The organism is Phyllobacterium sp. RCAM01083, assembly GCF_055685835.1.
Genome location: NZ_JBVFZN010000005.1, coordinates 1,194,605 through 1,208,783 on the forward strand (window position 1 = coordinate 1,194,605; position 14,179 = coordinate 1,208,783).

The following is a 14,179-nucleotide window of genomic DNA, read 5'->3' on the forward strand; positions in this document are numbered from 1 at the left end:
ATGGTTAAGTTCTATTCACATAGCATTTTCTGTCACCGTAAAGAACGGCGGATTGCGCTCTTTGCACCGGTGTGCCGGGGCATCATATCCAGCCTGATAATATGCTATGATTCCATGATCCTGGACCTGTCAGGTGAATATAGCGGATTGGACAGCCACATTTGGTGCAATGATGATGAAATCAATCCCGATCAGGACGTTTCTCTTTCAATGGATCGCGATTGAAATTGTGATCCTGATTGTCGTTGCTGCGATAACCCTGACCAATCTGCGGAACGATTTTGCAGAAGACCGGTCGCGATTGGCAATAGAACTGACAAATCAATATTCGCAAAGGCGCGCAAGTGTCACGCTGCTGGATCTTGTTTTGCAACTGCCCGACGGAGACACGGAGCCCTCTTTCGTCCAAGTCGCCACGGGCATGATGAAGTCCTATGCATTTTTGGATAGAATCCAGCTTTTTGAGATGAGACCCGGTCAGTCCGAACTGACTGAATGGATCAGTGTTCCTTCCGCGACCGGCAAGCCGGGAGAAGCAGATATGCCTGCAATCATGCGTGCCGTGGCGCTCCAGCCTGAAGGGGAAACGATTGCCTATGCGATGCCGCACTTAGCCGAGCATGTTTTGTTTGCGACAAAAGCGATGAATGGCCGGACGCCTGCAGCCATTGTGGTGATCTATGATGTGGCAAAGGCGATTCAATCGATCGCTTTGCCGGAGGCAATAGAACTTCAGGTTCGCCTCGGGAACAGACCCGTTTATGTGCGAAACCCTCATACGCACGGACTTTTTACCGGCTACATGCCGTGGCTGACAGCGGACATGACGCGAACCCCGCTTCGTCCAGATGATGATTCCCAGGCTCATATTCATTTGGACAAGGATGTCGCATTGGGTGACGTGTTTGATTGGCGGATGATCGTCCCCTTGTCGATTTTTGGCTTCGCTGCGCTTTACGCATTTCACTTGCTGAGACGCCAGCGTGCGGCATTGGCAGACGCGCAAGCGGCAGAGCAGCGTGCGCTTCGGCAAATGGAATCGCTCCGGCATGAAAACCGCTTGTTCCAGGCCTCGCGCGTCAATGCTGTCGGCGAATTGGCATCAGGCATTGCCCATGAACTCGCACAGCCTCTTACCGCTTTGCTCAGCCAGAGCCAGGCGGGGCTCATTCTCCTGGAGAAGGGGGAAGCCGGGAACAGGGACGGCAGCCTCAAGCAAGCGCTCGCCGCCAATGTTCGCGAGGCTCAACGTGCCGGCAAAATCCTCCACAGAATGCGCGATTATATTGTCGGGAATGATATTCAACCGATGTTGCAGGAGCTCAACCCGTTCATCGTGAACATGATCGAGCTGCTGCGGGTGAAACTCAGGGAACAGAATATCGAGGTTTCGATGGATTTTGCCACTCCCTCGCCAAAATCGGTCGTGGGTGCCATTGAGCTCGAACAGGTCATTCACAATCTTCTGCGGAATGCTGTCGATGCCCTGGCCGAATGCAGGCACGACCGCAAGAGGATCACCATCAGGACGTTCAGTCAGGATACGGTCAATATCATCGAAATTGCTGATAACGGCCCGGGACTATCCGATGAAGTCCTGAAAAACCTGTTCCGTCCGTTTTTCACGACCAAGGAGAACGGCATGGGCCTTGGTCTTTCGTTGTGCGCGCGGTTGCTTGACCGGTCGGGCGGTACGCTCCATGCCCGCAATGACAATGGAGCGGTGTTCTGGATTGTGCTGCCTGGGGAAGGGATGACATCGCCGCTCATATCTCAAGGATCAGCGGACAGTGGTCTGACACTTCCGGTTCCGTCACCACCGTGAATTCCCGAACCTCGACGTTCTGGTTCACCAGCATGTAATCGGCAAACCGTCCCTGCTTGCGATAATGCGAACTGCGGGTTCCGTTGAACCCTCCGGCCGTGACCAGATCCGTCAGTCCTATCTCGGCGAGCACGGCAAAGGTCTCGCTTCCGGGTTCGACATTGAAATCGCCGCACACGATCAGCGCGTCACCCGGCGCGGCAATCCCGGACGCCAGTTGCTTCAGCCTGCGGGCCTGCGCCAGCCGTTCGGGCGTATCCATCTTCCCGTTGACATCGCGCAGCCCGTGCATATGGGCGATGGCGACCATCCGGTCGCGCGCATAGTCGTAAACCCGGATTGCATGCGCAGACCGCGACCTCGGATGATCGCCATAACCGTGCGGCGAAAACCCCTTGTGCACGAAGTCCTGCGCCTGCGCCGTAACCGGCAGGGAGTTCCGCACGAAAGTCGCGAGCCCCCACTGCGAGGGCACCGGCTGATCACCGTCCCACAATACGCCCTGGGCTGCCGGACAGAATATGGCCGTATGGTTGGCAAGAGCGGCCGCAACATCGCGGAAAAAATTCGCGCGCTGGGGCAGGACATGATCCCCGTCACGATACAGGAGCCAATCGTCCCTGGCCTCGGGACTGTGGACCACCTCCTGCAGGCATAGAACATCCGGCTGCTCCGTTTGGAGATAGGATATCAACGGTTCGTGCAGCTTGCCGCCCCAGCCGTTGAGGCTCATGATTCGCATGCCCTACATCTCCATGGGACCCGTGTGAGCTTTCTATGCGAACGTTAGCTGGGTTGAAACCCGGAAACAGGCTGAGCTTGCGGAAACGGCCTGAACGTCAGGGCGATCAGGAATGCGCCGATACCGATAGCCCAGGCTCCGATATAGAGCCATTCGTAGCTGGCGAATGTGTCGTAGATCAAACCTCCGGCCAACGGACCCGTGGCCATGCCCAAGCTGGCGGCCATAGCTGTTCCGCCGATGATGGTGCCCATCATGCGCATCGGGAAATTCTCGCGCGCCAGTACGGCATAGAGCGGCATGACACCGGCATAGATGAAACCGAACAATGCGGCCACCGCATAAAACCCGGCAAGTTCCCGCACGAAGACATAGGCCAGCGCCCCGAACGCCTGGAGCAGCAGCCCGCCGACCAGCACGCGCTTGGCGCCCAGGCGATCACCGAGAACACCGAAGACAACCCGGCCGCCAAGGCCCGCCAGCCCTTCCAGGCTGTAGATCGTAACCGCTGCGATCAAAGGGATTCCGCAGCTGACCGCGTAACTCACCGTGTGGAAAATGGGGCCGGAGTGGGTGGCGCAGCAAAAGAAATTGGTCAGGAGCAGGATGATGAATTGGGGAGACCGGATGGCTTGCCCGATCGACATGGATGACTGCGGCTCTGCGTCCTGCAGCGCCGGGGTATTGCCCATGTCGGCGGCCGGCGGGCGGCGCACCAGGAGGGCGGCGGGAATCATCACGGCGGCGGCAACCGCAGCGATGATCAGCATGGATGTCCGCCAGCCATGAATCGAAACAAGCCATGCCGCCAGCGGGGACATGGTCATCGGCGCCATTCCCATGCCCGCCGAAACAAGCGACACGGCAAGGCTGCGCTGGGTGTCGAACCAGCCGGTGACGCATGCCATCATCGGCGCGAAGATCGCCGCGGTCGCGGCGCCGACGAGCAGGCCGAAGACCAGTTGAAACTCGACAAGCGATGTAGCCCGGCTGGCCAGCGCCAGACTTGCGGTCAGCAGCACTGATCCCGTCAGCACCACGGGACGGGCGCCGAAGCGGTCGGACAGGTTCCCCCACAGCATGCTAGCCGATGCCATGGCGATGAACCCGATCGTCATGGCGCCTGACACGCCGGTGACGGACCAGCCCGTGTCCCGGGCAATGGGCTGGAGGAAAACCGGGAGGGAAAACATGGCGCCGATGGCCATGCAGCCCAGCAAGCCGCCGGCTGCAACGATTACCCAGCGATACGAAGCATTGCTCATTGCTCTCTCCATTTTACTGGCTGTTGCCGAAAGCCCTTGCCATGCAGGCTGTGCAAACCGGTGTTCGCCCGCCGTGTTATCTGGGCCGCGCGACAACGCGCACTTTACCGCTTTTGCCGCCGCCACAGAAAAACTGATCGCCGCCGTCGGACTCGAGCCCCGACACGCCGGTGCCTGCGGGCATGTCGAGGATGGTCAGGACATTGCCGGTCGCGGGATCGATGCGCCTGACATCACTTTGATCTTGTTCCCACGTGCCGTGCCAGAGTTCGCCGTCAACCCAGGTCACCCCGGTGACCATGCGCTTGGACTCGATGGTGCGCAGAATGGCGCCTGTCTGCGGATCGATCTGGTGGATTTTCCGGCCCTGATGCTGCCCGACCCAGAGCGTCCCTTCTGCCCATGCAAGCCCGGAATCGCCGCCGTCGCCGGGCGCCGGGATTGTCGAGAGCACGCGGCCTGTCTCCGGGTCGACCTTCTGGATGCGATCTTCGGCAATCTGGAAGAGATATTGGCCATCGAAAGCGGTTCCGGCATGCGCAGCGATGTCCAAGGAGCGCAACACGGTCCCGCTCGCCGGATCAAGGGCATTCAGCCGTTCTCCCGATGCAAACCAGACATTCCGGCCATCGAAGGTAACCCCGGCCACCTGGTCGGTGCCGGGAAACGGGCCATATTCGCGGAGAATTTTTGCCGATTGTTTCATGATTTCATCCTTGTCACCTGACTGCTGAACATTTCCTCCTGACCCTACTCACTTGGCAGGAGATCGGGGAGTAACAAGATTGTCGGGAAACCCGGCACGGGCGGACTGATCCAGCGGCGGGCGCGTCCGCGACCGAACGATTGCACCTTGCCCGCTTCCGCAAGTATCAGAAGGGCACGCTGCACGGTCCGGGAACTGGCCCCCAGGGCAATTGCCAGAGCGGAGCTTGACCATGACTCGCCATCGGCAAGAAAGGCGAGAACCGCGCCATGCGCTTCCTCCATAGGCGGCGCAAGGACAACGATGCCGCTGGCGTCGAGCGGTGTCATGCAAAAGCCCCGCGCTGTTGCGGACACATCTGCCAACAGTCGCAGTTCCTCGCGCAACCGGCCGACTTCGACCCGCAGGCGGGCGCGATGCGATTCATCGGCATGCTTTGCCCCGAATGCACGGGCGAGAAGCGCGGCTCTTGGCACGTCTGCGGGCGCGGCTTCGCCCAGCGCGCGGGCCAGCGCGAACAAAACCGGGCGGGTGGCAAGCGATATCACCCGATCCCCGACCCGAACGACGTGCCGGCACGCGTCGACGACCAGCACTCCGGATGCGAGCAGCGTTTCGATCTGCTCCAGCAAGAGGGGACGTTCCTCGCCGCGTTGAATCAGACGGGCGGCGGGTGTTTTCAGGACATGGGAGGCCTGTTCGACCTCCGCGATAAGGGCGGGGATCTTTGCTTCTGCCGCAGCTTTCTCGGCCCGCTTGAGTGCCTCGCGCGCTGCAGACGTGTTCAGGCGCCGGATGGCAATTCCGGCAGCCACGAGGGCGAGCGCCGCTCTCGACGTTGCCGGCAGCGGCGCGGGATCAAGCTTGACGAGGGCGCGCTCGGCCGCGTCGACATGACCGACCAGAAGCAGCCGCCGAATATCCACGGTCCGTGCATGGGCGGCATTGACGTGATCGCCATGGGCTTCGAGTGTTGCCCGCGCCATGTCCAGTGCCTTTACGCGCCAGCCCAGATCGCGTGAGACGAGTGCAATTTCCGCTTCGGCGACGATGCATCGCGCGCGGGCTTTTTCCTCTTTTGCGCCGAATGCCCGCGCCGCGCTCTGCAACAGGGTCCTGGCGCGCGGGAATTCGCCAAGTTGCGCCATGGCGATGCCGCGCAGTGCAAGGGCGGGCGCGTCGTCACGCAGCGCCACCCGTTTCAAGGCGCCGAGAGTATCACCTGTCGCAAGGGCGTGCGCTGCGGCGTTGATCAGCGAGTCCATCGGATGGCCGTCACACTTGTTACTCCGATCGTTCGATCAGCGAGTCGTAATCCATCTCACGGACAATAACCAGTATTGCAACCTTGATCGGCGAATGGGGGGCTGTGCGAAACCCTGCGCTTCTTTGCGCAGCATTTGAATGGGAGGGCGGGTGAGGCTCGGTTGGGGCATTGACGGGGGAAGAATATCACCGAGCCTCCCATTGCCTCATGGAGAGTAGCAACAGGGATATCATGAGCACCGGAGTTGGGCTTTTTCATGAAGCGCCAGCGCTTGCGCGCGCTGGCCGGATCGCTTGTACAAACACAATGCGAAGCATTCATTTGTTCAGATGATATTAATCTGCAGGTAGCATCTTTGTGCCGGCGTTAAGGTGGGAATGACGTCGTTTACGGGCAGGGGGCTCTGTGGATCAGGATGGCGAAAATACAAAAATAGACTACCAACCCTATGTGATGTCGGTTTGGCCGGTTCTATTTGCATTCGTGGCGGTTTCGATGATGGTGCTGTTTCTCGGCAGAATGGGGGCCGATTTCAGAAATGCGGGCGATCACAATCTCAACCCCCAGACGCACGCCGGCGACTCCGACAGCCGGTGAAACAATCCGGCTGTCCGGCGATGAAAACCGGCTCAGCCGGCTTGCGGTCTTCCGCGTTGAATAGAGCTGCCTGACTTAGCCCGTTGTATCGCTCACGCATTTCTTGACGAAACTGTTTTTTGCGGCGCCGGCCAGTTTCTTGGCGGCGGCCTGCGTATCGCAGGTTGTTGCCGCATCTGCCGCGCATTTCTTCGTGAAATTGGTCAAAGCAGCGCCGGAAAGCTTTTTGGCCTCGGCCTGGCTTTTACAGGTGCCGTCCGCCAAGGCCGGACTTGCTGCCAACGCCAGAAGTGCGATTGCTATAAGTGCACGCATATTCAACTCTCCATTGCTGTTCCAGGAATAATAGGTTTGCCCCAATGGGATGCTACGTCCAATGCAACTGAATGACCTTCGTGTGTCTTTCTGAGACAACCGAAAGCCATTCAGCTTCGTTTCCGGTCTTTGCCTGCCAGTATCTTGAGAAAGCGGTGAATTGTGCGCCGATTCGGCCGTTCGCTCAGCCTGCTGAAGCGCCGATGCAGAAACTCATCGATTTCCCGAACGGAGACACTGGCAAGATCCGTACCGTAGCGGGCCTTCAATGCTTCTTCGATCATGTCCAGGTCCCTCGTGGTCGGATTGTAACCGGAGGTACTTATGGCAAGAGGAAGCGATTGGTGAATGAGGTATTTTGCAAGTTTATTGAGTTCTGGATCACGGCCCAATTTACTCATTTTTTCTCCCCCGTGCTCTTCGGCACTATGGGGGAGAGAATACGCTTCGACAGCCCCGCAAGCAACAACGCTGAACCAAAATATTCGTTAAATAAATTCGTCGATTTTTTACTTCATATCACGGGTATTACTAACAGGCGGCCACGGAGAAGACGTAACCGTGATAGTCGTTGTCGATAAGCAGATTCAGCTTGATCTGGGGGTTTCTCGCCAGCCACTCCCTGCATGCTCTTTGCTGGCCGAATTCCGGGAGATTCCTGAAACAACGCCAATCATCGAACATCATGACAGACCCGACCGTCAAACGGGAGGTGAGGTAATCCAGCACAGGCACGGTGGACTCGTAGAGATCACAATCGATCCACGCGAAAGCAACGGTCTGGATAGGCGATGACTGAGCATGCCCTGGTTGCAGCGTCTGGTCGTACCAGCCCTTGATGGTTGTAACCCGCGCCAGATCAACATTGCGCAGCTTGAGATTTTCCTTGAACTGCGCCTCGTTGCACGAGAACTGGCCTTCGAAGAAGCCGCCGCTATAGCCGCCGGACTCGTCGATCCCCTTTTTTGGTTGCGGCAAGCCCTCGAACGAATCCAGGGCGACAAAGCGCATCTCCGGATTTTCCCGCCCTATCACGTTGCACGCATAGGCAAAGGTCTCGCCCTGATAGACGCCGAACTCGAGATAATCTCCCTTGATTTGAGCGCCCCTGAAGTAATCGGTGACTTTGTCGATGACGTCCCACCTGAACCTGTTCGGTGCAAGGAGACGCGTTTGCAGATGTTCGACCTGTTGGGCAAGAGCGACATTCGTTTGCTCATACCGATCCAGCCGGTCCTGCAGTTCGGCGATCACCTGATCTAGTCCGTAGCTTCGTTCCTGTTGCGGCAAACTGGTCATGCGTGGTTCCACTTTATAACTGGGAGATTCGATAGCGGGCAGGCAAGTGTAACAGTCGTACCATTGCCTTTTGATGATTGAATCGCAAGAGAGCCGCCCATTGTCTGAATAAGGCGCGCACACCCTGTCAAGCCCAGTCCGCTATGGCCGCGCGACTCGCCCTTCGTCGAGAAGAACGGTGTCGTGGCCTTCTTGATCTGTTCCCGTGACATGCCGACACCAGAATCCTCGATGGCGACAACCAGGTCTTTTCCAATCGGCCAGCGCCTGGCGATATTCACCTTGATCACAATGTGCGGGTGCTGCTCATCCTCGACGGCGTCCTTGGCGTTGCGCAAAAGCTCGTGAAGCATGAGATGGAACTGGCCCTGCGGTACAAGCAGCTGCATAGCTTTCACATCGGCGCGCACGATGGGAATGGTCGATCCGTCGGGACGCGTGATCTGATCGAGGATCGTTCCCAGCGTCACGATCGGCGTATTGTCCTGATCAAATTTGGGATAGGCGATCCGGGCCAGCCAATCGGTCACAACCGACAGATCAGTGATCCGCTTGCGGGCCATGTCGAGCAGTTTTGGATCGGGGTTTTCCTCGGGCGAAAGTGTCTCGTGCATCCACATGGACAGTCCGTTGATTCGCGTGAAGGTCATGTGGGAGAAGAGCAGGGCGAACTGGCGGACCTGATTGTTGTAGAGCGCCTTGCTTCTGTAGGCGACCATGGCAAACAGAACGATCATGATCGCGGTCGCAAACACGAAGGCGTACAGGAAATTGTCGTAGAGCGCTTTTTGCTCGAGATCGGCGGTGCGTTTCTGGGTGTTTCCGAGGTTGCCCGTCGTCGTCAAGACAATGGCCGGCCAGAAGTCTTCAAACCTGGCCACAATCAGATTGTAATCAGGATCGGGCAATGCCAGCTGCGGCATCAGCTCATTGTTTATGTAATCGAGCAGTGTCTTGATCAGATCGATATCCACTTTAGGCATGATCTTCTCGGTATAGGGCAAAGCGATCAGCGTCTTGGCATTGATGGCAAGATAGGTGCTTTCAGACAGGATTTTGGCGCGATACTCCTGGGATTTGGTGAACGCAGCCAGCCGGGCCCATCCCATGATGCTAACCATCTTCTCGCGCGCTTGGGTCGAACGCCACTGAACCTCGTTGACTTCCCCGATGATGTCATAGGCCTGACTGCGATACTTGTCCGTTTGCAGAAACGAGGCGAGGCCGATCAGCACAAAGAGACCAAAGGAAATGGCGAGGATGTAGGTGCCGTTTGCGCGGAGTATCTGTCTCACCTATCCACCACGTGTCTGAAATCAATCCCACTCATCGTCTAAGGATCACGCTGCTTGATGCGCGATCAAAAATTATTGCTCAAATTGCAGCTCGGTAAGAAACCAGATCCATCTTGAGTGATCTCCCGGGTCATAGGCCTTGGGCATGCTGTCAAAAGGCCAGACAATGTAGAATGGCCCAAAATCGTCGGCCTCAAGCGGGCGGAATTCGCCCTCATGGCATTTTCCTGCCTTGGCTTCGACGTCATTGCAGGCAATCTGTGAGGCAACGATCGGATTGTAACGTTTGATTTCGTCCATATCGATTCTGGCGGAATAATCATTGGGCGCTATGCCCTTTATGACCTTCGCATTGGCCAGTCCGTTCTTTGCCAGAATCTCGATCAGCGAAAAACCGCGATAGGTGCGCTGCACGTCGTTGGTCCAAGGCGTCTTGGTTTGGATCTCCCGATAGGAAAATGATTTTGCCAGATCGTCCTCCTTGTAGGAGACGATGGGTTTTCCGCTCTGGCGTTCGATCTGGAGAACATGCGGGTCGACTATGCCGGCGGAAGCGGCGGGAACCGCGCATAAGAGCACAAGGCCCAAGAAGCAGGCACGCCAACCGCTGTATATTTCCACGGCCTTTTCCTCAATCGGTTGCAGGATCATCATTGTCGGTAGTGATTTTGCGGCCATGAGCCAGGACTTTGCTTCGCGCCCGTTTGTATTTCTGCTCGGCCATCTCGGCACTTTTCATCTTAAAGTGCTTTGCCATAAGCACAAACAGTTCATTGCGTTTCATGCCCTTCGGGCGGTCTTCCACCCATTGGAGGCATTCTTCCTCCGACAATGACAGGAACGGATAATAATAGCCCGGAAAAGCATCGCTGATCGTCTCGCTCCCCCGATGCACGACAAATTCAGAACGGGTCATGAGTTCAAGAATGCTGGCGAGGGTGGGGGCATTGAGCCGGTTTTTACCCAGGTATCCCTTCGCACCGAGGTTTCTGCATGTTTCCGCCTCATCGGTCGAATACCGGCCGGTGATGACCAGATGAACGGCTGCGGGAGTGGAATTGATGATGGACTCGATGATTTTCAGGCGCACATCGCGGGATTCCATCTCGCTTCCATAGTCTGGAAGCCCCGGATCGATGATGATCAGGTCAAATTCATCGGCCTCTATGGCCATCTGCGCCGCATGGAAGGTCTCGGCGGTCGCCACGTGCTGGCCGGCTGTCTTGAAGTGCCGCTTCAGCGAATCCGCATAAAAATAATCATCTTCGATGATCAGAACTTTGGAAATTTTTACATTCGCGTGGTCCATGCGTGGGGTTTTAACAGGCTCGTCTCGCGAAAAATAGGTATCATCGCGGCACCTACCGCATGCGGACAATTCAAACATGATGACTGGCAGGAATGCGTAAGGTGCCATGGTAATGCATTGGCTTTTCCTAAGACAATGGCGCCACTGCAACGATCCACCAATAGTGAAACTCGTTCTGCTTGCTATCGTTCCACGTGCACCACCGGTCGTTTTCTTGTTCAAACTCACTATGATCATAGCGCTCGATCAGCGAGCTGATAGTAAGCTTGCAATCTTCAATTGTTTCAAATTGTAGGGGAAGGGGTTCGTCCCATAAAACATCACCAAGCGTGTTTCGCACGCCGTGCTTGATTATATACATACTTGAAGACCCCCGAAATTCTTTGAGATATACTTAGTTGTACGAAGCCGGAATACAACCGGGCCGCGAAAAGAAAGCACCGCGCAGTTGTTTCGCTGCTGCATATCGCGTTCGGCGTGTCCCGGCATGCTCTGAAGGTCCATCGCCAGCGAGGCTGGACGCCTTGATTGGAACTTTCATCGGCAATCCGAGTTGAAGAACGCTGGCGAAACCCCGTTGGCAGGGCTCGGCCTGGAGGACATGTGCAGCTTCTGACAAGCCGGGCCCACAGGAGGATGCAAGGAGAATGATCGACGATTTTGATGACGATGATGAAGAGGTCTGGCCAAGCTACAGCTCGAATGTCTGGTATATCGCCATATTCATCGGGGGCGTGGCCGCCGCAGCGCTTCTGACCTACATCTTCGGCGGCTGGCTCTAACGGCGCTTGCGCCGAACGCGCTTCACGTCTCCGCATCAAACCTTTCCTTTGCGGATAAGGCGCCCGTTAACCAAAGTTAGCCATGACAGGCAATGTCTCCCTGCTCTGTTAAGCTGCTGTCAACCTATCGGTGCGAGTTATAATTCTGGTGCAATACTCCATGATGGGTTCTGGGGCTGCACCGGGTTCTGTTCGGTATCGTTGCGTAAAAAGTGTGGGGACGGCATCCAGCCGGTAGTTTGCATTGTCAAAAGCCAAAGCTTTTCGAATTGCGGGAGTTGTTGCGATGGGCGCCCTGATGGCAGCCTGCGCGTCACCCACGGCAAAGGTTGCTAAACGAAGCCACGGCAAGGAATATTTCGCTGAATCGGAGTATGGCGTCAAAGCCAGCCCGCGCGTCGTCACCGATTTCCGCAACATGCCGCGCGGCGGCGGGCGCAACCAGATCGGCAGGCCCTATCAGGTTCGCGGCAAGTGGTATTATCCCAGGGAAGAGCTGGGCTACAAGCGTCAGGGGCGGGCATCCTGGTACGGCTCGGCCTTTCACGGCCGCCTGACCGCCAATGGCGAAGTATACGACATGAACCACCTGTCGGCGGCGCATCCGACCATGCCGCTGCCGAGCTATGCGCGCGTGACCAATCTTGCCAATGGCAGTTCCGTGATCGTGCGCGTCAACGACCGCGGGCCGTATCACAGCGATCGCGTGATCGATCTGTCGCAAAAGGCTGCGACAATGCTCGATTACCAACACACGGGTACGGCTGACGTGAAGGTGGAATATGTGGGTCGCGCGCCGCTCGAAGGGCGCGATGACGGCTTTTTGCTCGCGTCGTATCGTACGCCCGGCACGCGTGATCGTCTGATGCAGCCGGATTCGGGCACCATGATTGCCATGAATGGACCGACACCCACCCATCGCAATGCCCTTTCCATTCCCGGCATGCGGCAGCCGAAGGCGCAGGGCGTTCAGGTGGCGAGCCTGAATGTGGCGCCGGTATCGTTCAATGATCAGGCGGTCAGTCTTGGCGCCCCCGCGCAGCCGCAGATGAATGCCGCCATGGGCGCAATGCCGTTCGGCTATGATATACAGCCGGTTCTGCCGCTTGTTGGTCCCTATATCGACGACAAGCCGGCGATCCTGCTCGGATCGCTGAAGGGCGGCCCACGGCGCGCATCGCCATTCGTCAGTTCCTACGCCAGCGAGCGTGTGGCAAGTGCCAATGCAACGGCGGTGGCGATGAACAGTCTGATATCGCCGAAGGCCATTTCCGACGCGTGGAAGAATGAAAACAAGCTGCGTGAATCCGCAGCGGCACCGACGGGTGAATATGTCGATGTCGGCCTTTTTGCCGACAGGTCCGAAGCGGGCCGTGTCATGAGCGCCCTGGCGCCATTGGGCAAGGTCGATCTGTCCGAGGTCAACAGCCCGGATGGCCCGCGCATCGCTCTGATTGCACGGACCAGCGCGGGAAAGAATACCGATGCCTTGCTGCAGGCTGCCTGGAAAGCGGGAGCAGGTGATGCGTTTGTCGTACGCGATGACGGAAACTGATTTCCCGCGTCAAAGAACATTGCCGTTACAGCCATTCCGTAAGCTTGCCGCCAGTCTTGCAATCGTGCTGCTTGCCGCATCGCCGGTCCATGCGCAGGAAGCATTGTTCGATACCAAGGCCAAGCAGGCCCTGATGCTTGAAGACCAGACAGGCACCATTCTCTACGCCAAAACACCCGATACGCTGATCGAACCAGCCGCGCTGGCCAAGCTGATGACCATGGAACTGGTCTTTCATGCGCTCAAGACCGGCCAGATCAAGATCGATACCCAGTATACCGTCAGCGAAAATGCCTGGCGCACGGGCGGGGCGCCGTCCGGCGGCTCCACCATGTTTGCCAAGCTCAAGTCGTCGATCAGCGTCGGCGACCTCATCCAGGGCGTTATCGTGCAGTCAGCCAATGACGGTTGCATCATCCTGGCCGAGGGCATCGCCGGGTCGGAACAAAAATTCGCCGAGATGATGAACGCACGGGCGAAGGAAATCGGCCTGAAGAATTCGACGTTTCGTAATTCGACCGGCTTGCCCGATCCGGAGCAAAAGGTGTCGCTGACGGACCTTGTCACGCTGGCTCGCTACATCAAGCACGAATATCCGGAATATTATCGCACCTATGCGCAGGAGAGCTTCACCTGGAACAATATTTTCCAGCGCAACCGCAATCCCTTGCTGAAGCTGGATATCGGCGCTGACGGCATGGGAACCGGCTACACCGAACAATCCGGCTATGGTCTTGTCGGTTCGGCCGAACATAATGGGCGCCGTTACATCGCCGCCCTGAGCGGTCTGGCGACAGACAAGGAGCGGGCGGAAGAAGCGAAGAAAATCTTTGAATGGGCCTACAGCGCCTTCGAGGAAGTCAATATCTTTGCCGAAGGCGAGACCATCGCGGAAGCCAGCGTGTTTGGCGGTGTCAAATCCAGCGTCCCGCTCAAGGCACACGAAAAGATCAGCCTTCTCGTCCCGACGGCCAACAAGGATCGCCTCAAGGCCCATGTGGTGTATAAGGGCCCGCTGCTGGCCCCAGTCAAGGCGGACGAGCAGGTCGGCGTGCTGCGGATATGGATCGGCGATGCTCTGGCGCAGGAAACGCCGGTTTACACGGGCGAAGCCGTTGAACCCGGTGATCTGCAGAAGCGCACGCTCGATGCGGTCCTGGAACTCACCACCGGCTGGACGCGCCGCCTGAAGCTTTAAGCTTTTCCCGGCTCGACCTTTTCA

The 14,179-nt window shown here is 57.5% G+C and carries 14 protein-coding genes and 1 pseudogene; 5 read left to right on the top strand and 10 right to left on the bottom strand.

The window, feature by feature from the left end; all coding sequences use genetic code 11:
• Window positions 1-172: 172 nt before the first annotated feature.
• Window positions 173-1,825, top strand: a complete 1,653-nt coding sequence (locus tag ACZ25R_RS12555; protein ID WP_472461143.1) for a sensor histidine kinase — start codon at window positions 173-175, stop codon at window positions 1,823-1,825.
• Here the strand turns inward: ACZ25R_RS12555 and ACZ25R_RS12560 are convergent.
• The 4 genes from ACZ25R_RS12560 to ACZ25R_RS12575 all read right to left on the bottom strand — a co-directional run bounded on the left by ACZ25R_RS12560 (window position 1,767) and on the right by ACZ25R_RS12575 (window position 5,803).
• The gene (locus ACZ25R_RS12560) at window positions 1,767-2,567 is read right to left on the bottom strand and encodes an endonuclease/exonuclease/phosphatase family protein (RefSeq protein ID WP_472461144.1); all 801 of its coding nucleotides are present in this window, start codon (window positions 2,565-2,567) and stop codon (window positions 1,767-1,769) included. The genes ACZ25R_RS12555 and ACZ25R_RS12560 overlap by 59 nt on opposite strands.
• Window positions 2,568-2,611: 44 nt before the next feature.
• Entirely contained in the window at window positions 2,612-3,832 is a 1,221-nt protein-coding gene (locus ACZ25R_RS12565) for an MFS transporter (protein ID WP_472461145.1), read from the bottom strand.
• A gap of 76 nt (window positions 3,833-3,908) precedes the next feature.
• On the bottom strand, window positions 3,909-4,538 hold the full coding sequence (locus ACZ25R_RS12570) for a Vgb family protein (protein WP_472461146.1): 630 nt from the start codon (window positions 4,536-4,538) through the stop codon (window positions 3,909-3,911).
• 44 nt (window positions 4,539-4,582) lie between these two features.
• Entirely contained in the window at window positions 4,583-5,803 is a 1,221-nt protein-coding gene (locus tag ACZ25R_RS12575; RefSeq protein ID WP_472461147.1) for a helix-turn-helix domain-containing protein, read from the bottom strand.
• Window positions 5,804-6,210: 407 nt separating this feature from the next.
• On the opposite strand from ACZ25R_RS12575, the gene ACZ25R_RS12580 reads away from it, so the two are divergent.
• A complete protein-coding gene (locus ACZ25R_RS12580) occupies window positions 6,211-6,402 on the top strand; it encodes a hypothetical protein (protein WP_472461148.1) in 192 nt (63 codons plus the stop codon).
• A 75-nt stretch (window positions 6,403-6,477) separates the two neighbouring features.
• On the opposite strand, the gene ACZ25R_RS12585 is transcribed toward ACZ25R_RS12580, so the two are convergent.
• From ACZ25R_RS12585 to ACZ25R_RS12610, 6 genes are all read right to left on the bottom strand, one after another.
• Entirely contained in the window at window positions 6,478-6,762 is a 285-nt protein-coding gene (locus ACZ25R_RS12585) for a hypothetical protein (protein WP_472461149.1), read from the bottom strand.
• A gap of 65 nt (window positions 6,763-6,827) precedes the next feature.
• Entirely contained in the window at window positions 6,828-7,118 is a 291-nt protein-coding gene (locus ACZ25R_RS12590) for a hypothetical protein (protein ID WP_464660369.1), read from the bottom strand.
• 130 nt (window positions 7,119-7,248) lie between these two features.
• Complete coding sequence (locus ACZ25R_RS12595; protein WP_472461150.1) at window positions 7,249-8,016, bottom strand: TylF/MycF/NovP-related O-methyltransferase; 768 nt, start codon at window positions 8,014-8,016, stop codon at window positions 7,249-7,251.
• Window positions 8,013-9,311 carry a sensor histidine kinase gene (locus ACZ25R_RS12600; RefSeq protein WP_472461151.1) on the bottom strand — a complete coding sequence of 433 codons (1,299 nt, stop codon included), beginning with the start codon at window positions 9,309-9,311 and terminating at the stop codon, window positions 8,013-8,015. The genes ACZ25R_RS12595 and ACZ25R_RS12600 overlap by 4 nt, the downstream gene beginning before the upstream one ends.
• A gap of 72 nt (window positions 9,312-9,383) precedes the next feature.
• Window positions 9,384-9,932, bottom strand: a complete 549-nt coding sequence (locus tag ACZ25R_RS12605; RefSeq protein ID WP_472461152.1) for a putative pterin-binding protein — start codon at window positions 9,930-9,932, stop codon at window positions 9,384-9,386.
• Window positions 9,933-9,942: 10 nt separating this feature from the next.
• On the bottom strand, window positions 9,943-10,728 hold the full coding sequence (locus tag ACZ25R_RS12610) for a response regulator (RefSeq protein WP_472461153.1): 786 nt from the start codon (window positions 10,726-10,728) through the stop codon (window positions 9,943-9,945).
• A 539-nt stretch (window positions 10,729-11,267) separates the two neighbouring features.
• Between ACZ25R_RS12610 and ACZ25R_RS12615 the strand changes: the two genes are divergently transcribed.
• The 3 genes and pseudogenes from ACZ25R_RS12615 to ACZ25R_RS12625 all read left to right on the top strand — a co-directional run bounded on the left by ACZ25R_RS12615 (window position 11,268) and on the right by ACZ25R_RS12625 (window position 14,155).
• Window positions 11,268-11,402 (top strand): hypothetical protein, encoded by a 135-nt coding sequence (locus ACZ25R_RS12615; protein ID WP_464660359.1) that lies wholly within the window; start codon window positions 11,268-11,270, stop codon window positions 11,400-11,402.
• A 286-nt stretch (window positions 11,403-11,688) separates the two neighbouring features.
• A pseudogene (locus ACZ25R_RS12620) lies at window positions 11,689-12,348 on the top strand (septal ring lytic transglycosylase RlpA family protein); the annotation flags it as partial.
• A 577-nt stretch (window positions 12,349-12,925) separates the two neighbouring features.
• Window positions 12,926-14,155, top strand: a complete 1,230-nt coding sequence (locus ACZ25R_RS12625; RefSeq protein ID WP_472461154.1) for a D-alanyl-D-alanine carboxypeptidase family protein — start codon at window positions 12,926-12,928, stop codon at window positions 14,153-14,155.
• Window positions 14,156-14,179 lie beyond the last annotated feature (24 nt).

Coding starts and splice junctions, on each gene's coding strand:
- ACZ25R_RS12555 (WP_472461143.1), top strand. CDS start 173: ATGATGAAATCAATCCCGATCAGGACGTTTCTCTTTCAATGGATCGCG.
- ACZ25R_RS12560 (WP_472461144.1), bottom strand. CDS start 2,567: ATGCGAATCATGAGCCTCAACGGCTGGGGCGGCAAGCTGCACGAACCG.
- ACZ25R_RS12565 (WP_472461145.1), bottom strand. CDS start 3,832: ATGAGCAATGCTTCGTATCGCTGGGTAATCGTTGCAGCCGGCGGCTTG.
- ACZ25R_RS12570 (WP_472461146.1), bottom strand. CDS start 4,538: ATGAAACAATCGGCAAAAATTCTCCGCGAATATGGCCCGTTTCCCGGC.
- ACZ25R_RS12575 (WP_472461147.1), bottom strand. CDS start 5,803: ATGGACTCGCTGATCAACGCCGCAGCGCACGCCCTTGCGACAGGTGAT.
- ACZ25R_RS12590 (WP_464660369.1), bottom strand. CDS start 7,118: ATGAGTAAATTGGGCCGTGATCCAGAACTCAATAAACTTGCAAAATAC.
- ACZ25R_RS12595 (WP_472461150.1), bottom strand. CDS start 8,016: ATGACCAGTTTGCCGCAACAGGAACGAAGCTACGGACTAGATCAGGTG.
- ACZ25R_RS12610 (WP_472461153.1), bottom strand. CDS start 10,728: ATGGCACCTTACGCATTCCTGCCAGTCATCATGTTTGAATTGTCCGCA.
- ACZ25R_RS12615 (WP_464660359.1), top strand. CDS start 11,268: ATGATCGACGATTTTGATGACGATGATGAAGAGGTCTGGCCAAGCTAC.
- ACZ25R_RS12625 (WP_472461154.1), top strand. CDS start 12,926: ATGCGTTTGTCGTACGCGATGACGGAAACTGATTTCCCGCGTCAAAGA.